The following is a 19,193-nucleotide window of genomic DNA, read 5'->3' as shown; positions in this document are numbered from 1 at the left end:
AGCAGCGCCCATCACTGAGCACTGCTTTTCTATTACTTCAAGAGTCGAGTCTTTTCGAACTCATCAAACCTGAAACAAGAAGTTTTTGATCAGGTCTTTGCCACCTTCGGTAGCGAAAGACTCTGGGTGAAACTGAATGCCTTGGATTGGGTATTCTTTGTGTCGAACGCCCATCAGTTCAAACTTGCCGCCTTTATGAATCGTGGTAATGTCTTTGAAGTCCGCTTCTTTTAGCTCACCAACAGAAGCGGTAACTTCCAGCACATCTGGGAAACTTTCTGCTTCGGCAATAAGTGAGTGATAACGCATGACTTCTAGTTGGTCTGGGATATCATGGAAAATACCTTCGCCATTGTGAGTAATCGGGCTAGTTTTACCATGCATTGGCAAGGGCGCTTTCACGACTTTGCCACCAAATACATGACAAATTCCCTGCATTCCCAAGCAAACGCCCATTAATGGAATGGTTTTACCGAACTCTAGAATGACGTCGGCACATACGCCGAAGTACGCCTTGTCGTCTGGAGAACCTGGTCCTGGAGAAATAATAATGCGATCTGGCGCAGCGGCACGAATGTCGTCTAATGTCACTTCGTCGTTACGTTTTACGATCACTTCAAACGCGTCGATCTCGCCACGGCTTTTCTCAGTTTCTAACACTTCACCAATAAACTGATACAGGTTGTAAGTGAAGGAATCGTAATTGTCGATAATATAAACTTTCATGCTTCCCTTACTCCTGATTCGCTTTTGGTGCGAAGCTGTCTAACACACGTTTGGTGCCAGCAAATTTACGTTGGATTTCTTCGTATTCGTCTTCGGCGTTTGAGTCATATACATTACCACCACAGGTTTGCACATAGGCTTTGTTGCCCTTGGCAAACACAGTACGAATCGGAATCGCAAACATACAATCGCCGTTAAAAGAGAACTGTCCAACCGCACCACCGTATGGCCCACGACCATCGTTTTCTAAATCATCGATGATCTTCATGGCTTCGATTTTTGGCGCGCCCGTCAAGGTTCCTGCGGGGAAGTTACTCGCCAAGGCTGAGAACATGTCGTGATCTTCTGCCATGATGCCGACAATCTCGCTGGAAATGTGCTGAACGTGACTAAAGCGTTTAATGTCCATCAAACTACGCACTTTCACTGTACCAAAACGCGCCACTCGGCCAATGTCGTTACGATGAAGATCGACAATCATATTGTGTTCGGCAATTTCTTTTGGATCGTTCAACAAAGCACGCGCAAAGGCTGTATCTTCGGCAGCGTCTTTACCACGCTTCGCTGTACCTGCGAGAGGGAAGGTTTCCATTTCGCCTTGGCGTACACGGAACAACAACTCAGGGCTAGCGCCAATGACTTTTTGCTCACCAAACTTGATGTAATACATTTGCGGCGATGGGTTCACTTCGCGCAACTGCTCATACAAATTAATGGTGTCACCTTCCATATCAAACCATTTTTTAAAGCCCACTTCGCACTGAAAGATCTTACCTTCAATGATATCTTGCTTCACTTTAGCAACCGCATCCGCATGATCGCTCTTAGTCATGGACTCGCCCGCAGGCGTCACCACAAGTGGACCATTTTCTGGCGTCGGCTCGGCCATCATATTGTTCACTAATTCCAAACGATTACCCGTGGAATGGTCGTCGTAATAGAAGTAAAAAACCTCGCCGGTCATCTTGTCCAGAATCAGGCCATCTTTGTACAAACCAAAACGAAACGCATCGAACATCTCACTCGACTGCAGATCCAAGGTTGGCTCGAAATAATTCATGCTGTCGTAACCGATATAACCCGTTAAACCACCAGCAAATCCTCGTGACAAAATATTTTGCGGCACAATCTCGCGCAACAAATAATACGGATTATCAGACTCATAAGACTCAGTGCTGCCGTCACGCTCTTGGATAAACAACTGTTTGCCTTCCGCCCAGATCAATTTCTCAGGATCAAAACCGATAATCGAATGGCGGGAAATAAAACTCTCTTCACCAAGGGATTCCAACATAAAACAGTTATCAAAACGCTTCTCGACCTTTTTAAACAAATCGAAAAAATCGCAATCGGAACTGATAGTGACATACTTAGGTTTACGCGGCAGCGTGATGCGCTGCGGCTTTTTATTATATGAACTCATATCTCTTTTAATTCCTTCAATGCACGGGAACCACGGGTCACAGTGGCAATACCCACACCCAACTGTTTCGCAATATCTCGCTGCGGCACGCCTTCGTCTAACAAGGCAATAATCTTCAAACGACTCACCATTTCACTGATTTCATTCGGTGTCAGCAGCACTTTTAAACGCTTCTCCAACACAGATTCATCGTCTACTTCGGTTAAAAACTGGATCAAGTCCTTCATAGGATTCAACTCTCACAAGAAGGTTTGTATTCATGTACTAGTACAGTATTTGATTTTAATGCCTAAATCAATATTTAAAAACTAGTGGCAAGAATATAAAACCGAAGTTATCATATAAGATAACAGCCAGGAGGGAACCATGAGCTGGAAAATACAGTTTTATGATGGCGTAGAGGACTCTATTCTTAGCATGCCACCAAAGATCCAAGCACGGATGATTAAACTTTTAGAACTAATGGAAAAACATGGCGCTCATCTTGGCCCACCTCATACAGAGGCAATGGGTGATGGTTTGTTTGAGATTCGAGCCAAAGCGCAGGAAGGTATTGGCCGGAGCTTATTCTGCTACTTAAAAGGCCAACGAATATTTGTATTGCATGCTTTTGTGAAAAAGTCACAGAAAACACCAAGAAGAGAGCTAGAACTCGCTAAATCAAGACAACGAGAGGTTAAGTCATCATGAGTCTACAACACTTAAAACAACGGGCATTGAGCAACACAGAGGTTCGTGCGGAATATGATCTGCTTGAAAATGAGTTCGCGTTTATCGATCAATTGCTTTCTATGCGCGTCCAAGCGGGATTAACCCAAGAACAACTCGCAATACGCATGCACACCCAAAAAAGCAACATCAGCCGATTGGAACGCGGCAACGCCAACCCAAGCTGGACGACGCTACTAAAATACGCCCATGCTTGTGGATTTGAGCTAAGCTTAACACCGCAAAAGATGTCGCATAACGCTTAAAAGATCATCAACCATGACAAAAACACACCCGCATCAAGTTTAAGACTAGCGCTATCAAGGATTATTAAAAATGAACTTCTATGAAGATTTAAAAGAATCGCTAGAACAAGCTGTTGCCATCCAGAATGAACGGCAACTTGTTGAGGAAATAGAAATAGCAGAGCAACAGTTTACTGAAGGCAAAGGCGTTTCAAGCCAAGAGGCGCGAGAAAAAATGATTAGAAACGTCAATACTAAATACCAGCGCACTTAACCTAGTTTTTTATTAATCCAACCTTCAAATCCGTTGCCTCATAAATCACTTCACCATTAAGCAGAACAAAACCGTCCGCAATACCCATTCCCAAGGGCTTTTTAATAATGCGTTTGATATGCACTTGGTATTCAATAGCCTTTGCATCAGGATAGATCTGTCCGGTAAAGCGAACTTTCCCAACACCCAAAGCACGACCTTTTCCCGGCAAACCTGACCAACCCAAAAACACCCCCAACAGTTGCCAAAGTGCATCTAACCCTAAACATCCCGGCATAACTGGATCACCTTGAAAATGACAGGCAAAAAACCAATGATCAGGCCGAATCGCCAAACTCGCCTTTAATAGGCCTTTATTGTATTTGCCACCCTTGTCATCAATGTGCGAAATCTCATCGATCATTAGCATTTGATCACTGGGCAGTTGCGCGTTGCCCTCGCCAAAGAAATGCCCTTTAGACATAGCAATAATATCGGCATTAGAAAATGTCATAGTCACCTCACACTTTGAAAAATCAGTTTTAGCGAGTATGAATGTGACTTAAGGTTGAGGATTGTAAAAATTGGACATGAATTGCTGAGAAATTGGAGAAAGCAGTTTTACGCTGTGCTGAGCCGTGGCTTTCAGTATATGCGACTGATCATAAAACCCAAGATCTAGCCCATGATGTAGATAAGAACCAGTGCCTTGATAGCATCGTTTTAGAAAATGATTGATACGAACAGTCTGGGCGAACGCTTTGCTAGTAAGGCCTGTATGTAATAAAAACTGTCGATTTAAGTGTCGATGACTCCAATCTACCTCGTTTGCTAGTTGAGCTATGTTGATGACACCGCTCTCCCGATAGATAAGAGACTGGGCGTACTTCAATTTATCAGGGAAGCTTCTAGGTGCCGTATGCTTTAACAATAACCCCTCGCAATAAGCGATTCTCTCTTTAAAAGACGCTTTCTCATACAAGCCTTCTTGTAATGATAAAAACACCCTGTTTGCCAAAAAATCCAATCCCACTAATTGATCGGCGACTTCTGAAACATCGACATTAAAGAAGCGACGCAACCTTCCGGGTTGGAACCAAATACCAAAATAGGGTCCTCCTCCAGAATTTAGAGACACATCCAAAATAGAGGATTGAGTGCCTCCGAATGATTCTGAACACATGGAGAAAAACAGGATATTGGTTCCATCTGGAACAATCGGATACATAGTAGGATGATCCGTATTTACCTCAACAAAAGCATAAACATCGTCCGACAATGCCAAGCAAGGCTTATGGACTTGTAGATTCAAGCCAAAGTGACCTTGCCCCACACTCGTTAATGTCGGCTGAAAAGGTTGATACAGTGTCTGATATGCTTCCAATTAGAATCCTGTTAAATGACGGCGACTAATATTCAATGTTTCTATCTAATAAAACCATAAAAAGACAATCTTAGCTAAACCCGAATAAACTTTGAATTACTTAAGTTCACAACACATTCCCTCTACTCCCTGATAAAACGTCACCTTCATCGTCAAAGTGACGTTTTATCGCTTTCTCGATTGTCTAACGATTAACTAGCTTGTACTTTTTACTTATCAAACAATTTATCAACTTCAGCAAGGTCAACTCATGACATTCATCAAAGCCAAAGACTTCACTGCCGAGCGCGCTTGGGGCGCGTTGGACATTGCCAATATGAATGGTATTACCACCCGCTTGCACTGGACAGATCAGCCGTACAAATGGCACATCAACGATGGTGAAGAAGTATTTGTGGTGTTAGATGGTAAGGTGAATATGCATTATCGAGTCGATGGAAAAGAGCATATTCAGCTGATGACGGTAGGCGATATTTTTTATGCTGCAATTGGCACTGAACATGTTGCGCACCCCATTGGTGAGGCGCGCATTTTAGTAATCGAAAAAGAAGGCAGTGTTTAAAGTCATGTGTTTATCTCCTTCACTATCTTGTTGTTTATTTTCACATTTTCTTACAGAAGAGCCACTGATTTAGACAATAGATTCAATTACTGTGAATTAATAAATTTTATATGATGTTCGCTTATGAATCTTCCACCGCCTTCTGATTACAGTGCATACCCTTCCCTTAGCACTACTCAGGTGATCGTTCGTATTGCTGCGATTATTATGGTGTGGGAATTTGTCATCATGCTAGCGCTGGGCATATTAAAGGTAGATATTGGCCTTTATTGGTTAGCGTTTCTGGATATTTTGTTATTATCAATACTATCTACACCGTGTATTTATTGCTGGGTAATACGCCCTTTTACTCTGGCTCGCGATCAAGCGATTACGCAGATCCATCACCTTGCTCATACCGATCCTCTCACGCAATTAGCCAATCGCCGTGGTTTGTCTTTGTTTTTAGAAAAATTAATCGCGCAGACACAGCGTCACGGAGCATCAGGGGCTGTGTTAATTATTGATTTAGATGGTTTTAAAGTAATCAACGATATTGAAGGACATGCTGCGGGGGACGAAGTACTTATCGAAATAGCACGGCGCTTAAATGATAATGTTCGCACTGAAGACAGTGCTGGGCGTTTAGGTGGCGATGAGTTTATGGTTCTGCTAACCAATTTAGACAATCAGGAACAAATTTCACGTGCCTCTGCCATGCAGGTCGCCAACAAACTTTGTCACATCATCAAGCAGCCCATAAAGTTCAAAAACAAGCAACTTCATGTGGGCGCGAGCATTGGCATCCGCATTTTAGGGTTTGAAAAACTAGATACAGAAACGGCTATTAAAGACGCCGACACAGCCATGTACTTTGCCAAGCAAGCAGGTAAAAGCTGCGCGGTTGTCTTCACACCCAACCTCACTAATACCTAAGCTCTTTATTGGGCTCTTTCTCAAGCTCTATCTTAAGCAGTAATCAAATCATCCAACAGCTATGATGTTGCTTTCTATCCTCGGCTTCACCCAGACTTTTAATCCTATAATAAAAAGGATTAAGCAGACTGCTGCGATACCAATGGTAACCAACGAACTAACCGGATGATCACCAAAAGTTAATAGCTGAAAGCTGAATACCGCAGCAACGTAAGCCACTGTGGTACTCCATGCAACCACCACGCTCGACCACAGCATTCCGCCTTCTTTTACCAAGGCGCCAATGGTCGCGGCACAAGGTGTATAAAGTAGTACAAAGACCAGATACGAAAACGCGCCTTTCCAACCTTCAAATAAAGATATCATGTTGCGATGCCCAGGCGTCATAGCTTGGCCTTTGGCTTCACTGACGCTGGTCAAACCTAGCGGATCAGTTAATGTCGTTACAATGCCCGCAAGATTACTACCTAACAATGTTATAGCGCCGACGATATTGCTTATTGGAGATTCATATTCAATGTTGCTCGGCTTATTTGCGGCATTGGAATACAAGGCATCCATAGTGCCGACTACAGCTTCTTTCGCTAAGATGCCAGTAAACACACCAACGGCAGCAGGCCAATTATCATCGCCCATGCCAATCGGAGAAAACACAGGCGTGATGACTTGGCCGATTTCAGCCAAGGCGGAAGGCTTGCCGCCTTCGTCTGCGGCGCGCCAAGATGGCACTGAATTCAAAATGGTTAGAATCGCTGAAACAAGCACTATGGTTTTGCCGGCACGCAGAATAAAGCTGCGCACTTTATGCCAACTCGACAAACCGACATTGCTCCAACGTGGACGATGATAATGGGGCATTTCCATCAAAACACTCACTCGTACATTACGAAATAGTTGTTTTCTGAAAATCCACGCCGTGCCAACTGCCATGATGATACCAAACAGGTATAAACCGAACACCAGCAGTCCACCGTACTCGCGGAAAAACACCGACACAAACATTACGTACACGGCCAAACGCGCACCACAAGACATAAAAGGCGCCATCGCCATGGTCAACATCCGTTGTCGAACATTAGTCAAACTTCGCGTCGCCATAATAGACGGCACATTACAGCCAAAACCTAATAGCAACGGAATAAACGCCTGACCGGGCAGACCAATCGACGACATAATACGATCAACAATAAACGCCGCTCGCGCCATGTATCCGCTGTCTTCCAAGATACTTAAACATAAATAGAGGAAACCAATGACAGGGATAAAACTCGCCACCAGCTGAATACCACCGCCTAAGCCATTGGCAAGTATGACAATGATCCACTGAGGAATGCCTAACTGCGCTAGCCAGTAGCTTGGAAAGGTCACAAACCAATAGCCTGCAAACATATCGATGGGGTCGATAAATAAGGTACCAACACCAATAGCCACCGCAAACATGGCGTACATGGCAAACAAAAAGATCGGAATACCAAACCAAGGATGCAGCACGATTTGATCTATTCTGTCAGTGAAATTTTTCGCCTGCGCCCGTCCTTTGGTCACGTTAGACAACCAAAGCGCAACACTCGGAACCCTTAAAGAATCGGAATACTCATCACTGAGGCTTCGTTGCATGGCCAATTCACGATCCGTTGGCAAAGCATGAAAATGTACTAATAGTTGGCGTTGTAAATCTGTTACCGACAACTGATGGCCATCAACGACTGGCACGCCGATATTCTTCGATAATATCTCTAGATTCGGCATAATATTCAGCTTGCGAGCCAAATCTGTCATGGTGAGAACGATCAACATTGGACGCCCCAAGGCGACAAGTTCTTGCGTCAATTTAAGGTTACGTTTTAAGTTGGTCGCATCCACCACATTGACAATAACGTCGTAATCACTCTCGGTTAAAAAGCGTCGCGCAATAACCTCATCCATACCGCCAGTCTGATTATTCAAACTGTAAATGCCCGGCAAGTCTGTCATGTCTACACGCTGATCCGAGCTATTAAAAAAACCTGTCTTACAATCCACTGTAACGCCGGCCCAATTGCCTACTTTTTGCCGAGTTCCTGCCAGCTTATTAAATAAAGTCGTTTTCCCTGTATTTGGATTACCGACTAAAGTGATGTGGAATGTCATACTTGTGGTGATCTCTTGTTGAAGCTAAATATTAATCGCAGAGGTGAATATAGCTTGCGTCTTCAGAATGAATGGCGACCAAAGTAGAGCCAACCTTTATTTGCAAAGAATGGCCAAATGGTGCTTTTGTCATCAGCTGCACGGTTTCACCTGGATCAAAACCTAATGCTAGAAGCTGACGTTGCATATCTTCTTGTGGATGAGACACAGAATGAATTTCAGCAACCGTACCTTTCGGCAACTGTGATAGAAGCATTATCTCTCCAAGAATAAACGTAATAATAATTATCAAATAAAATCGTGCTCATATTATGGCTCACACAGGTAGAAAGTCACCAGAACAAAAGTGTAATGAAGATCGATAATTTTGTTCTATTTAAACGAATAAAGGTAAGTAATGATAGACAAGTCTGAAGCAGAGCCAATGCCGGTATCCTTGCTCTATCCATCACGCAGACAACCAACCAAACGCCTTACGGTCTTTATGGATTGGCTGCAATCAATAACTCTAGCAACGTAATAAAAGTCACAACGCATTTCGTCAAGTTATTGAAAAACATCTGTTTTAAAAAACGCCTTATCTATATTCCAAAAAAGTTTATTTACAGACATTGTAATAACTAAATCTTTTAAGTAATCTCGCTGTCAATATAATTCACTGCTTCCCACACGAGGGCACTATGAAATCTAAACAGCATTTTTTGAAATCTATTATTGGTACATTATTGTTGAGCGGAGCCGTTCAAGCGTCTGCAGCAGATCAAACTATTCTTAACACATCTTACGATATTGCTCGTGAGTTGTTCGCCACTTACAACCCGACCTTTGAGAAACATTGGTTAGAAAAAACGGGCAAAACCATTGAGATTAAACAGTCTCATGCTGGTTCTTCAAAACAAGCCAATGCCATCATGAATGGCTTATCTGCCGATGTAGTAACGTTCAACCAAGTCACCGACGTACAAGTTTTGCATGACAAAGGCAAGTTAATCCCAGCTGACTGGAAAAACGAATTTCCAAATGCCAGCTCGCCTTATTACTCAACGATTGCCTTCCTAGTTCGTAAAGGTAATCCGAAAAATATTCATAGCTGGGGCGATTTAGCAGGTAATAATGTGGCATTGGTGTTCCCAAACCCTAAAACATCAGGCAACGGTCGTTACACCTTTCTAGCAGCTTACGGTTATGCACAAAAAACCTTTGGTAAAGACAACGAAACTAAGATCGATGACTTCTTAGGTACTTTTCTAAAAAACGTCTCAGTATTTGATACTGGCGGCCGTGGTGCGACCACAACTTTCGTTGAGCGTGGTATTGGTGATGTGTTGATTACTTTCGAATCTGAAGTGAACAACATTCGTAACCAATATGGCGCAGACAAATACGAAGTAGTTGTTCCAAAAACCTCTATCTTGGCAGAATTCCCAGTCGCCGTGGTAGAAAAAAACGCGAAGAAAAACGGTACAGAGGAAGTTTCTCGTGAATACCTAAGCTACTTGTACAGCGAAGAATCTCAACGTTTATTGGCAGGCTTTAACTACCGCGTACACAACGATGTTGTGAAAAAAGAGTTCGCTGACAAATTCCCTGAAGTGGACTTATTAACAGTAGAAAATATTGCAGGTGGTTGGCCACAAGCTACTAAAGAAATATTCACAAATGGTGGTAAACTAGACCAACTTCAGCGCCGCTAATATCAGAATAGATAACAACTAGCCGGATACGCTTGCGTTTCCGGCTTTTCTGTCTCTGAGCAATAAGTTTATTGCTTGATTTCGGTACTCACTACAAAACGCTCATTGAAACAATTTTATTAAAATACAGGCAAACACATGGCAACACATTTAAGCGCGGCCGATACCAGACCTCGCCATAAGCGAGTCTTGCCCGGACTCAGTTTAAGCTTGGGAACCTCCCTGCTGTTTATCAGCTTGATTCTGTTACTCCCAATGAGCGGATTAGTCATGCAATCCGTTGATATGGGCTGGGACAGATATTGGCAGGTAATCAGCGACGAACGCGTAGTTGCCAGTTACAAAGTAACGCTTTGGGCGGCTTTGCTTGCTTCGATTTTTAACGGTTTTTTTGGCTTATTGCTCGCTTGGGTATTAGTACGTTATGAATTCCCCGGACGCCGTATACTAGACGCGTTAGTAGATTTACCTTTTGCCTTGCCAACCGCGGTTGCCGGTATCACTTTAGCTACTTTATATGCGCAAAACGGCTGGTATGGGGAAATACTCGAAAGTCTTGGGCTCAAGGTTGCTTACACACCTTGGGGTATCGTGCTTGCCATGGCATTTACCAGTATTCCTTTTGTGGTCAGAACCGTTCAACCAGTATTAGAAGAGTTATCTCCAGAGGAGGAAGAAGCCGGTATGACATTAGGCGCTTCCGATTGGTCGGTATTTCGTCGCGTCATTTTTCCGGCCTTGTGGCCAGCATTGATGACGGGCGTTGCCTTGTCGTTCACCCGTAGTTTGGGTGAATTTGGCGCGGTCATTTTTATCGCGGGTAACATGCCTTACGTCAGCGAAATTACGTCCTTGATGATATTCGTTAGCTTACAAGAGTTCGATTTCCCTGCCGCCAGCGCCATTGCGTCTGTTGTGCTGATGGCGTCGCTGATCCTCTTGTTCGCCATCAACATCTGGCAAGCGCGTTATTTACGCCGCCTTCATGGACGCAGTTAGGAAAATATTATGTCATCTTCTAAAACATCATCTGGGCAGCGCCACCAGCTAAGAGTTGGCGACAGTCCTTGGGTAAAAGGCCTGTTAATCGGTATTACCTTATTTTTGACCGCAATTTTATTAGTTGTGCCGCTGATTGCCATTTTCCAACAGGCTTTTGTCGAAGGCGCAGCGCACTACTTTAACAGCTTAATTGAAGCCGATACCTTGCACGCCATTGGTCTAACGCTTGTGGTTGCCGCGTTAACCGTGCCAATCAACTTGGTCTTCGGCGTGATGTTAGCGTGGGCAGTGACCCGATTTGAGTTTCCTGGCCGCAAAATATTGATGACCCTGATGGATATCCCGTTTGCTGTTTCCCCTGTGGTCGCGGGTTTATTGTATCTATTGTTGTACGGCAATAACGGCTGGATTGGCTCTTGGTTGTACGATCAAGATATCCAGTTGATGTTCGCTTGGCCGGGTATCGTTATGGTCACCGTGTTTGTTACTTGTCCATTTGTCGCCCGTGAATTGATTCCCTTGATGCAACAACAAGGACGAGAAGACGAAGAAGCCGCAGTGATTCTGGGTGCTTCTGGCTGGCAATTATTCCGTCGCGTGACCTTGCCCAATATCAAATGGGCGCTGATTTATGGTGTCATCCTTACCAATGCTCGTGCTGTGGGTGAATTTGGCGCGGTATCTGTGGTATCTGGAAATATTCGTGGCGAAACCAACACCTTGCCGCTGCACGTTCAGCTGCAATATGAGGATTACCAAGCCGCTGCGGCGTTCGCCAGCGCCTCGCTATTGGCAATGATTGCCCTACTTACCTTGTTGTTGAAAGCCTTCATCGAATGGCGTCAGGAACGTAGTTTAAAAATTGAAGCTGAAAAAGAAAGACAGGTGACACAATGAGCATTTTGATTGAAAACATTTCCAAACACTTTGGGCAGTTTCAAGCCTTGTCACCTTTGTCATTGGATATCAACGAAGGCGAAATGATTGGTCTGCTTGGTCCATCAGGCTCAGGAAAAACCACCCTATTACGTATTATCGCAGGGCTTGAAGGCGCAGACACTGGCCGCATTCAATTTGGCGACCGAGACGTGACTAACCTGCATGTGCGAGATCGTCGCGTGGGCTTCGTGTTCCAAAACTACGCCTTATTCCGTCACATGACAGTGGCTGACAATGTGGCCTTTGGCTTAGAAGTCTTACCTCGTAAGGAACGCCCAAGCCCGACTGAAATAAAAAATCGCGTCATGCATTTATTGGAAATGGTGCAGCTTGAACATCTTGCCAGCCGTTTCCCGTCACAGCTTTCTGGTGGTCAAAAACAGCGTATTGCTTTGGCACGTGCCTTGGCGACTCAGCCAGAAGTCTTGCTACTAGACGAACCCTTCGGTGCTTTGGATGCTAAGGTTCGTAAAGAGCTGCGTCGCTGGTTGCGCGGATTGCACGATGAACTGGGCTTCACCAGTGTCTTCGTTACCCATGACCAAGAAGAAGCCTTGGAACTGTCTGATCGCGTTGTCGTAATGAGTAATGGCCATATAGAACAGATCGACCAACCAGGTGCACTTTATGCCTCACCTAACAGCCGATTTGTCTTCGACTTCCTAGGCAATGCCAATGTCTTTGAAGGCAAAGTGGAAAACGGCAAATGGCAAAATCAGCAAGCCAGTATCGCTCTGCCAAATGGTACAGAACAGAAAGACGGCCAACTGTACATTCGCTCCCATGAATTCTTTGTGTCTACAGAGCCAACCGCTCAAGCCAACTTGCCTTTGCGTGTCATTGCCATCAACCCAATTGGGGCCGAAGTTCGCCTAGAACTGACTCCGATTGATTGGCAAAGCAACGACGTATGGGAAATCGATCTGCCTCACAAGGCGTTCGATAAGAACTGCTTCGAAAAAGGACAAACCTTATACGTCACGCCAAAAGCAGGTTACTTCTTTGCCCATGATGCACAGCAACCTGTGCTATTGAATTGGGAAACAGAGAAAACCAAATTGACTGAAAAATCGTAGTTTAAACAAGTAAAAGAGCGATGCACATTGCGTCGCTTTTTTATATCAATCGCATTGAAAATAACAATCCTTCGCTGCTCCGCTCTCCATATTCATGGCTCAAAACTAACAATTCTCCCTAAAAATTACGGCATTTTATTTGCATAAAAAATAATGTATCGTGTTCATAAAAAAAATCAAAAGGGGATCGAAGTATGTTAGAAACAAGTAGCAAGACAAATACATCCTATTTTCAAAGCCATTTGAAACGCTCTAATCTTGCTTTTACTCACCCTCCCCTCTCTAAAGCGTCTTCAATACAACCCAAAAAAGCAAACTTTGTACTACTAGACCACTTTTCCATGTCTTCCTTTTCCGTTGTCTTAGATACTCTAGTGACCTTAAATCTAGTGCATGACAATCCTATTTACGAATGCAAAACATACGGTGTAAATAGCAACAAAGCACTGTCTGATGTCTCTATAGAAATAACAACAGATGGTAACATACGAGATATTGAAGTAAGCAAAGAGTCTATTTTAGTGATTTGTGGTGGCTTTCGTAATTCGCTAAGACCAGAACCATTGCTGAACAAAATATTAGTCAAGGCCGCCCAGTCGCATACAACCATCATTGGTATATGGAACGGAAGTTTTTATATTGCAGACAGCCAAATAAAAACTGGAGGAACACTCTCTATACACCAAGACAATAAAGCAATTATGGAAGAACGTTTTCCGACATTGAATTTATCAACCTCTTCTTTTACCGAAGACAATGGCCTGCTATTCACATGCTGTGGCCCAAATACAGCCTTAGATATGATGCTCCACTTTATAAAAGACTCTTATGGAACAGATTACTCACAAGCCGTAGCGGAAGTTATTGGTTCTGATCGAACCAGCGAGGCAGACAAAAAAACGATTAACCGCTTTTTGCGGTCCGAAACTCATACTCCCGATTGTATTAAAGAAGCCATAAAATTAATGGAAAATAATATTGAAGATCCATTAAGCATCGATGAACTTATTAAGCTGATTGGCATCTCTCGTCGACAAATAGAAAGACTATTTAAAATTAACGTTGGTGTCACACCAGCGCGATATTATATGGAATTCAGGTTGACCCATGCCCGTCAACTAATACAGCAGTCCAACCTGAGTATTTTTGAAATTTCTATCGCTTGCGGTTTTGTAAGCTCAGCCCACTTCAGCCGTACTTTTCATAAATTCTTTGGCCAATCGCCAATGGACTCTCGTCGTACGTCTCAAGTGAGCTAGCTTGTATGCAATTAATTCAATGCATTAGGTAACCACAAGACAATATTTGGAAATAATGTAAATACAAATACGGCAACTAGAAGTATAAGCCAATATGGTAAAGAGGCTTTTGCGGCACTGGTTACACTTACCTCACCTTTAGTAATGGAACTCAGAACAAATAAGTTCAGTCCAACAGGAGGGGTAATCATACCCACCTCCATTAATAAGGTAACAATGACACCAAACCAGACAGGATCAAAACCCATACTAGTAACCATTGGGAAAGTAATCGGTAGCGTCATTAGAAGCAGAGAAATACCATCAAAAAAACACCCAAGAACAAGATAAACGACGACAACCATAACGAGTACGCCATATCTATCCAGCCCTAGATCATTTATCGCTTCAACCGCAGATCTAGGTAAGCCTAGTAGGCTAACCGCTTGGGCTAAAATAACGGTCCCAACTAATATTAAGGCAACTGCACTAAACATCATTGATGCTCGACACAACGCTTCCCAAAGTTTTTTTGCGGTTAAATCGCCCCAAAAAAAACCTAAAATAATGGCAACACCAACGCCCATTGCAGCGGACTCAGTTGGCGTTGTGATACCCATATAAATAGTCCCCAAAACAAAAAATATCAGTATAGGTAAAGGCCAGACTTGAGCTAAACCTCTTATAGCATCCCCCCAACTAAACTCTTCTTTTTCTTCTGGCGTAACAGGGCTGCCAAACTTAGATCGAAAATAGATCCAAGCAAAAAAACCAAATGAGATTAAAGCCCCAGGAATCAACCCAGCCATAAAAAGACGGCCAATCGATACATCTTGTGTTGCGCCATAAATCAGCAAAGACAAACTAGGAGGTATAAGTAAACCAAGCGTTCCGCCTGCAGCGAGGGTTCCTACCACCATATTAGAGTTATAACCACGCTTACTAAGCTCTGGATAACTCACAGATCCTATAGCCGCCGCGGTAGATGTACTCGACCCACTGACTGCACCAAATAAAGTACATACGGCAATATTTGTGTGCAGTAACTTCCCAGGCACATTGCGAAATAAAGGAACTAAACCATTATATACTCGGGTAGATACCCCGCTGGCTAATAAAATATCACCTAAAATAATGAATAGCGGAACTGCACTCAAAGTAAAATCTGATAACAAATTCCAAGCTGAATTAATTGCTAATGCACTCGCTCCACCCGCTTGAAAGTGCAACAAAATAAATCCAGTTAATCCGAGCGCTGCCCCTAAAATAGCACCACTTCCCAACAAAACAGCTAAACTGGAACCTAAAATCAACCAACTCATAGTGAATGCTCCGAAATAGGGCTATCAATAACAATTCGGAAAATAGCCCGTAGCTCAACCAGAATACAAAGCCCCATTGATATAGGCATTAAAGCCATCCAAGGCCAAAGTAGAATGCCGCTGACATCCGTTCGTGATGTAATCATGCGAGAAAAATCCATGAACGCCCAAGACTGATAAATGAAAACAGTTGCGAAAGTAAACAAAATTAATGAAGCGAATATACGACAGACACGCTGAGTGCCATGATTTAACCTTTCAGTTAGTATTGACAGCTGTATATGTTCTGAACGCTCCATTACCAAAGGAAAGGTAGTAAAAGCCAAAGTAACAAAGAGCAGACCTGCCAACTCATCAGAAAACGAAATAGGCGTCCCTACGACATAGCGAAGTAACGAACTAACAAGTATTAAGGCAGCCATAATGCCGCCGGAAATAACCCCGATATAGAAAATAGCTCGTATCAATCGATCAAATACATTGGAAATAAAAGACATCGTATCTCCCAACAAAAGGTACTAAGTAAATACAAAAAAAAAGGGCACATTTGTGCCCTCTTTCAAATGATTATTTTTGCTGCTCTTTTGCTAATGTAGAGACAGTTTCATAATACTTCATTCCCTCAGGCCCAGAAGCTTCCGCCATATCTTTCCAAGCACTCATGGCTGCATCCACAAAGGTTTGCACATCATTTTCACTAAATGGCTCTAAAACTGTGATGCCTAAAGATTTACGTTCTTCTCGTGCAGCCGCTTCTCGTTGTGGATCGACAGCAAGCAATTTGGTTTTCTTCCAAATTTCTTCACCAGCATCGGTCAACGCTTTTTGTTGATCTGCAGTTAAAGACTTCCATGTTCTATCACTCACTCCAAACATCCATGGAGACGCTGCCCAAGGATGTAGGTAAGATTCGTACTTAGTCACTTCCTGTAAAGAGACTGTTTTAGCTACCGTTGAAAGGTAATAAGCACAGTCAACAACACCTGTTTGCAATGCAAGATACATATCGTTCTGGCCAATAACTTGCGCGGATATCCCTAGTTTTTTGAACGTATCAACAAGATGACCAGACCAAACACGAACCTTTTTATCTTTCAATTCTGCTAAAGAGTTAACTGGTGCCTTACAGTGCAAACCCACATCAAAAACAGGAGCAACAACCCCACCAACAGTATGAATATCCCACTTAGCATAGGCATCTCTATAAATTGAGCGCAAAGTTGGCAGTAATGCTAAATGCTGCTCTGCTTTTGTAATAGCCCCTTGTGCATACACAGATGCTAGAGCTGGCGCATCTCGTTTATAATATTCACCATACATCAAGGCTAAATCAACCATGCCACCCTTCATTATTCGAAGCATATCTGCTTCTTTTAAACCAAGTGACCCAGAGTGATAAACATCTACTTGAAGAGAACCATTAGATTTTTCATTAACTAGAGTGGCGAACTCTTCTATATATTGAGCTTCCGGTCTTGTTTGGGCTAACCCGCTATGAAACTTCAACACTCTTGTATCAGCTTGAGCCTGAAAAGAAATACACCACCCCAAAAAAGTTAAAACAACCACAAAAAAATAATTTGTAGATTTCATATTTTCCCTTACCTCATTGAACGTTATAAAACATATGAATTAAGAAAAATCACTTATAAATAACTTTCATAGCCTATATTTCTTTTTACTGAAATAAACGTTATAAAACAGATAAAAAATAAGTTAAGAAAAATTACTTATAAATAATTTGGTCATTTTCATAGTAAAGACAGGTCTAAACGTAAGAGGACTGGTTGCGGCAATATATTGACTATATACGACAAGAAAAGTGTAAAAATGATAAATAATAAATACGGTCGATAATCAAAATATATCATAAAAGGCAATTCAAAGACGCAACAAAAAATCTAGATATTACAGTTGGAAAGAGAAGTATTATTATGATAATAAAGACCACTCATACTTAAATGAGCTTACATTTAAGTTAATCTTGTCGCTTTCCGTCAACCTTTCGCCGCAATAAGAAACATCAATAATAGGTAAGCGGCCTAGGATCGTAGAAATACAAATCTTCTCAAAGGAAAAAGTCGTATGCGCTACCCTAGTCTATTGTTAGTTTCTATTGCTTTATCCCAAACACCATTCACATTAGCTGCTGCTAAATTTGACTTCTCTAATGAGTACAACGCAACCTCAATCCACGCAGAAGGTGATAAATATTTCATTGATCAAGTCACTAAGCTTAGTAAAGGTGACATAGATATCACACTTCATACGGGGGGATCTTTAGGTTTCAAATCTACGGATAACTTTTACGCGGTTGCCGATAACGCGATCCAAATTGCAGACACCTTAGCCGGCAGTATGGCAGGTATTGATCCTATATTTTTATTGTCTTCGTTGCCTTTTATTGTTGAAAATGAAGATCAGGCCGAACAACTTTATAAAATTGCCAAACCTTATTACCAGAAAGTATTTGCTCAAAATGGACAAATCCTGCTTTACGCGTCCCCTTGGCCAGCGAGCGGCATTTGGTCTCAAAAACCTGTTACTACAAAAGAAGAACTCGCCAATTTAAAAATCCGTACCTATGACAAAAATGGCACTTTGACATTACGTGAAGCAGGCGCAGAACCAATTAGCCTTTCATGGGGAGATGTCGTTCCTCAACTGTCTACAGGAGGGATTAAAGCGGTACTTACCTCAGCCGATGCTGGTGCGAGCGGTAAATTTTGGGAACATCTAGATAATTATAGCGCCATTCAATATGCAATCCCTCTGAACATGGTTCACATGAACAAAGATGCGTTTGATGATTTATCTAGTGAGGAACAAAGCGCTATTTTAAAAGCGGCGGCATTAACAGATGAACACAACTGGCAAACTGTAAGAACTCGCGTTGCAGATAATTACAAAGAACTTGCTGCGAACAATGTAACTATTCATCAAAACCTTTCAAAAACTTTTATTAGTTGGCTACAAGAATCAGCGAAACCATCTTTAAAAGAATGGCTAAAAGATACTGGAAAATCAGGTAACGATATCATGGCGGATTTTGAGAAAAACAAATGATCATCCGTCTATTAGTCAGTATTTCCAGACGGCTTAATCAGCTGTCTGGAGCCTTGGCAATGTTACTTATAGCTTATCTATTGTGCCATATACTGTTGGAAATTGTCTTACGACTATTTGGAACATCAACGTATGTTTTGGATGAATTTGTTGGTTACGCTATAGCCACTATTACTTTTCTTGGCTTAGGCTATAGCTTAGAACGAAATGGTTTAATAAAGGTAAATATTTTAAGTGACCGTCTGCCTGAAAAATATCACTGGATATTAGATTCTCTTATTTCTCTCGTTTCTTTCGCTATGTTTTTTTGGGTTTCCTATTACTGGTACATCAATGTCGCCAGAAGCTTTAAACGCAATGTCACCAGCGAATCCATAGCAGAAACACCTCTTTGGATTCCCGAAGGTATGGTATTAATTGGCTTAGCTCTTTTGTGCTTAACCCTATTTGTCAGAATACTTGTACTCGTATCTACACGCCAAGTCCCACATATCGAGAGCAATAAATAAG

General features: G+C 42.5%; 23 protein-coding genes. 13 read left to right on the top strand and 10 right to left on the bottom strand.

The window, feature by feature from the left end:
- Positions 1–63 precede the first annotated feature (63 nt).
- From B6N13_RS01345 to B6N13_RS01335, 3 genes are read right to left on the bottom strand one after another with little or no spacing between them, the layout of a single operon-like run.
- Positions 64–726 (bottom strand): aminodeoxychorismate/anthranilate synthase component II, encoded by a 663-nt coding sequence (locus tag B6N13_RS01345; protein ID WP_169458221.1) that lies wholly within the window; start codon positions 724–726, stop codon positions 64–66.
- 7 nt (positions 727–733) lie between these two features.
- Positions 734–2,149: an anthranilate synthase component I family protein gene (locus B6N13_RS01340; RefSeq protein WP_169458220.1), complete on the bottom strand. Its 1,416-nt coding sequence runs from the start codon at positions 2,147–2,149 to the stop codon at positions 734–736.
- On the bottom strand, positions 2,146–2,376 hold the full coding sequence (locus B6N13_RS01335; protein WP_169458219.1) for a Trp family transcriptional regulator: 231 nt from the start codon (positions 2,374–2,376) through the stop codon (positions 2,146–2,148). The genes B6N13_RS01340 and B6N13_RS01335 overlap by 4 nt, the downstream gene beginning before the upstream one ends.
- A gap of 139 nt (positions 2,377–2,515) precedes the next feature.
- On the opposite strand from B6N13_RS01335, the gene B6N13_RS01330 reads away from it, so the two are divergent.
- From B6N13_RS01330 to B6N13_RS01320, 3 genes are all read left to right on the top strand, one after another.
- The gene (locus B6N13_RS01330) at positions 2,516–2,839 is read left to right on the top strand and encodes a type II toxin-antitoxin system RelE/ParE family toxin (RefSeq protein ID WP_169458218.1); all 324 of its coding nucleotides are present in this window, start codon (positions 2,516–2,518) and stop codon (positions 2,837–2,839) included.
- On the top strand, positions 2,836–3,123 hold the full coding sequence (locus tag B6N13_RS01325; RefSeq protein ID WP_169458217.1) for a helix-turn-helix transcriptional regulator: 288 nt from the start codon (positions 2,836–2,838) through the stop codon (positions 3,121–3,123). The genes B6N13_RS01330 and B6N13_RS01325 overlap by 4 nt, the downstream gene beginning before the upstream one ends.
- A gap of 70 nt (positions 3,124–3,193) precedes the next feature.
- Complete coding sequence (locus B6N13_RS01320) at positions 3,194–3,376, top strand: hypothetical protein (RefSeq protein WP_169458216.1); 183 nt, start codon at positions 3,194–3,196, stop codon at positions 3,374–3,376.
- A gap of 1 nt (position 3,377) precedes the next feature.
- On the opposite strand, the gene fabA is transcribed toward B6N13_RS01320, so the two are convergent.
- Positions 3,378–3,869 carry a bifunctional 3-hydroxydecanoyl-ACP dehydratase/trans-2-decenoyl-ACP isomerase gene (gene fabA / locus B6N13_RS01315; RefSeq protein ID WP_169458215.1) on the bottom strand — a complete coding sequence of 164 codons (492 nt, stop codon included), beginning with the start codon at positions 3,867–3,869 and terminating at the stop codon, positions 3,378–3,380.
- Positions 3,870–3,917: 48 nt separating this feature from the next.
- Positions 3,918–4,739 carry a helix-turn-helix domain-containing protein gene (locus tag B6N13_RS01310; RefSeq protein WP_169458214.1) on the bottom strand — a complete coding sequence of 274 codons (822 nt, stop codon included), beginning with the start codon at positions 4,737–4,739 and terminating at the stop codon, positions 3,918–3,920.
- Between the two features lie 250 nt (positions 4,740–4,989).
- On the opposite strand from B6N13_RS01310, the gene B6N13_RS01305 reads away from it, so the two are divergent.
- Both B6N13_RS01305 and B6N13_RS01300 read left to right on the top strand, forming a co-directional pair.
- Entirely contained in the window at positions 4,990–5,301 is a 312-nt protein-coding gene (locus B6N13_RS01305) for a cupin domain-containing protein (protein ID WP_169458213.1), read from the top strand.
- A 123-nt stretch (positions 5,302–5,424) separates the two neighbouring features.
- Positions 5,425–6,216: a GGDEF domain-containing protein gene (locus B6N13_RS01300; RefSeq protein ID WP_169458212.1), complete on the top strand. Its 792-nt coding sequence runs from the start codon at positions 5,425–5,427 to the stop codon at positions 6,214–6,216.
- Positions 6,217–6,264: 48 nt separating this feature from the next.
- Here the strand turns inward: B6N13_RS01300 and feoB are convergent, their stop codons facing one another.
- Both feoB and B6N13_RS01290 read right to left on the bottom strand, forming a co-directional pair.
- Complete coding sequence (gene feoB, locus B6N13_RS01295) at positions 6,265–8,346, bottom strand: ferrous iron transport protein B (protein WP_169458211.1); 2,082 nt, start codon at positions 8,344–8,346, stop codon at positions 6,265–6,267.
- Positions 8,347–8,377: 31 nt separating this feature from the next.
- Positions 8,378–8,602 (bottom strand): FeoA family protein, encoded by a 225-nt coding sequence (locus B6N13_RS01290; protein WP_011978482.1) that lies wholly within the window; start codon positions 8,600–8,602, stop codon positions 8,378–8,380.
- Positions 8,603–8,743: 141 nt separating this feature from the next.
- On the opposite strand from B6N13_RS01290, the gene B6N13_RS23495 reads away from it, so the two are divergent.
- The 6 genes from B6N13_RS23495 to B6N13_RS01265 all read left to right on the top strand — a co-directional run bounded on the left by B6N13_RS23495 (position 8,744) and on the right by B6N13_RS01265 (position 14,316).
- Positions 8,744–8,866 carry a hypothetical protein gene (locus tag B6N13_RS23495; RefSeq protein ID WP_282434048.1) on the top strand — a complete coding sequence of 41 codons (123 nt, stop codon included), beginning with the start codon at positions 8,744–8,746 and terminating at the stop codon, positions 8,864–8,866.
- Positions 8,867–9,026: 160 nt separating this feature from the next.
- Entirely contained in the window at positions 9,027–10,040 is a 1,014-nt protein-coding gene (gene cysP, locus B6N13_RS01285; RefSeq protein WP_011978481.1) for a thiosulfate ABC transporter substrate-binding protein CysP, read from the top strand.
- Between the two features lie 138 nt (positions 10,041–10,178).
- Complete coding sequence (gene cysT / locus B6N13_RS01280; RefSeq protein ID WP_169458210.1) at positions 10,179–11,039, top strand: sulfate/thiosulfate ABC transporter permease CysT; 861 nt, start codon at positions 10,179–10,181, stop codon at positions 11,037–11,039.
- A 9-nt stretch (positions 11,040–11,048) separates the two neighbouring features.
- Complete coding sequence (gene cysW / locus B6N13_RS01275; RefSeq protein WP_011978479.1) at positions 11,049–11,939, top strand: sulfate ABC transporter permease subunit CysW; 891 nt, start codon at positions 11,049–11,051, stop codon at positions 11,937–11,939.
- Entirely contained in the window at positions 11,936–13,057 is a 1,122-nt protein-coding gene (locus B6N13_RS01270; protein WP_169458209.1) for a TOBE-like domain-containing protein, read from the top strand. The genes cysW and B6N13_RS01270 overlap by 4 nt, the downstream gene beginning before the upstream one ends.
- Before the next feature lie 194 nt (positions 13,058–13,251).
- The gene (locus tag B6N13_RS01265) at positions 13,252–14,316 is read left to right on the top strand and encodes a helix-turn-helix domain-containing protein (RefSeq protein ID WP_169458208.1); all 1,065 of its coding nucleotides are present in this window, start codon (positions 13,252–13,254) and stop codon (positions 14,314–14,316) included.
- A gap of 11 nt (positions 14,317–14,327) precedes the next feature.
- On the opposite strand, the gene B6N13_RS01260 is transcribed toward B6N13_RS01265, so the two are convergent.
- From B6N13_RS01260 to B6N13_RS01250, 3 genes are all read right to left on the bottom strand, one after another.
- Positions 14,328–15,617 (bottom strand): TRAP transporter large permease subunit, encoded by a 1,290-nt coding sequence (locus tag B6N13_RS01260; RefSeq protein ID WP_169458207.1) that lies wholly within the window; start codon positions 15,615–15,617, stop codon positions 14,328–14,330.
- Positions 15,614–16,114: a TRAP transporter small permease gene (locus B6N13_RS01255; protein WP_248280185.1), complete on the bottom strand. Its 501-nt coding sequence runs from the start codon at positions 16,112–16,114 to the stop codon at positions 15,614–15,616. Before B6N13_RS01255 ends, B6N13_RS01260 begins: the two co-directional genes overlap by 4 nt.
- 70 nt (positions 16,115–16,184) lie before the next feature.
- Positions 16,185–17,210 carry a TRAP transporter substrate-binding protein gene (locus B6N13_RS01250; protein WP_169458205.1) on the bottom strand — a complete coding sequence of 342 codons (1,026 nt, stop codon included), beginning with the start codon at positions 17,208–17,210 and terminating at the stop codon, positions 16,185–16,187.
- A 492-nt stretch (positions 17,211–17,702) separates the two neighbouring features.
- Here B6N13_RS01250 and B6N13_RS01245 point away from each other — a divergent pair, with 492 nt between their 5' ends.
- Both B6N13_RS01245 and B6N13_RS01240 read left to right on the top strand, forming a co-directional pair.
- Entirely contained in the window at positions 17,703–18,683 is a 981-nt protein-coding gene (locus B6N13_RS01245; RefSeq protein WP_169458204.1) for a TRAP transporter substrate-binding protein, read from the top strand.
- Entirely contained in the window at positions 18,680–19,192 is a 513-nt protein-coding gene (locus tag B6N13_RS01240) for a TRAP transporter small permease (RefSeq protein WP_169458203.1), read from the top strand. Before B6N13_RS01245 ends, B6N13_RS01240 begins: the two co-directional genes overlap by 4 nt.
- The last annotated feature ends 1 nt before the right edge of the window (position 19,193 follow it).

Origin of the sequence: Marinomonas sp. UCMA 3892 (genome assembly GCF_012726345.1) — a bacterium.
In the GTDB taxonomy this organism is placed as follows: domain Bacteria; phylum Pseudomonadota; class Gammaproteobacteria; order Pseudomonadales; family Marinomonadaceae; genus Marinomonas.
This window is presented reverse-complemented; position numbering and strand designations above follow the sequence as displayed.

Bases quoted from the DNA above. Each gene is read 5' to 3' on its own strand.
- fabA (WP_169458215.1), bottom strand. From the start codon at position 3,869: ATGACATTTTCTAATGCCGATATTATTGCTATGTCTAAAGGGCATTTC.
- B6N13_RS01265 (WP_169458208.1), top strand. From the start codon at position 13,252: ATGTTAGAAACAAGTAGCAAGACAAATACATCCTATTTTCAAAGCCAT.
- cysT (WP_169458210.1), top strand. From the start codon at position 10,179: ATGGCAACACATTTAAGCGCGGCCGATACCAGACCTCGCCATAAGCGA.
- B6N13_RS01290 (WP_011978482.1), bottom strand. From the start codon at position 8,602: ATGCTTCTATCACAGTTGCCGAAAGGTACGGTTGCTGAAATTCATTCT.
- B6N13_RS01340 (WP_169458220.1), bottom strand. From the start codon at position 2,149: ATGAGTTCATATAATAAAAAGCCGCAGCGCATCACGCTGCCGCGTAAA.
- B6N13_RS01255 (WP_248280185.1), bottom strand. From the start codon at position 16,114: ATGTCTTTTATTTCCAATGTATTTGATCGATTGATACGAGCTATTTTC.
- B6N13_RS01345 (WP_169458221.1), bottom strand. From the start codon at position 726: ATGAAAGTTTATATTATCGACAATTACGATTCCTTCACTTACAACCTG.
- B6N13_RS01240 (WP_169458203.1), top strand. From the start codon at position 18,680: ATGATCATCCGTCTATTAGTCAGTATTTCCAGACGGCTTAATCAGCTG.
- B6N13_RS01245 (WP_169458204.1), top strand. From the start codon at position 17,703: ATGCGCTACCCTAGTCTATTGTTAGTTTCTATTGCTTTATCCCAAACA.
- B6N13_RS23495 (WP_282434048.1), top strand. From the start codon at position 8,744: ATGATAGACAAGTCTGAAGCAGAGCCAATGCCGGTATCCTTGCTCTAT.
- cysP (WP_011978481.1), top strand. From the start codon at position 9,027: ATGAAATCTAAACAGCATTTTTTGAAATCTATTATTGGTACATTATTG.
- B6N13_RS01250 (WP_169458205.1), bottom strand. From the start codon at position 17,210: ATGAAATCTACAAATTATTTTTTTGTGGTTGTTTTAACTTTTTTGGGG.
- B6N13_RS01270 (WP_169458209.1), top strand. From the start codon at position 11,936: ATGAGCATTTTGATTGAAAACATTTCCAAACACTTTGGGCAGTTTCAA.
- B6N13_RS01325 (WP_169458217.1), top strand. From the start codon at position 2,836: ATGAGTCTACAACACTTAAAACAACGGGCATTGAGCAACACAGAGGTT.
- B6N13_RS01335 (WP_169458219.1), bottom strand. From the start codon at position 2,376: ATGAAGGACTTGATCCAGTTTTTAACCGAAGTAGACGATGAATCTGTG.
- B6N13_RS01260 (WP_169458207.1), bottom strand. From the start codon at position 15,617: ATGAGTTGGTTGATTTTAGGTTCCAGTTTAGCTGTTTTGTTGGGAAGT.
- B6N13_RS01330 (WP_169458218.1), top strand. From the start codon at position 2,516: ATGAGCTGGAAAATACAGTTTTATGATGGCGTAGAGGACTCTATTCTT.
- cysW (WP_011978479.1), top strand. From the start codon at position 11,049: ATGTCATCTTCTAAAACATCATCTGGGCAGCGCCACCAGCTAAGAGTT.
- B6N13_RS01305 (WP_169458213.1), top strand. From the start codon at position 4,990: ATGACATTCATCAAAGCCAAAGACTTCACTGCCGAGCGCGCTTGGGGC.
- B6N13_RS01320 (WP_169458216.1), top strand. From the start codon at position 3,194: ATGAACTTCTATGAAGATTTAAAAGAATCGCTAGAACAAGCTGTTGCC.
- feoB (WP_169458211.1), bottom strand. From the start codon at position 8,346: ATGACATTCCACATCACTTTAGTCGGTAATCCAAATACAGGGAAAACG.
- B6N13_RS01300 (WP_169458212.1), top strand. From the start codon at position 5,425: ATGAATCTTCCACCGCCTTCTGATTACAGTGCATACCCTTCCCTTAGC.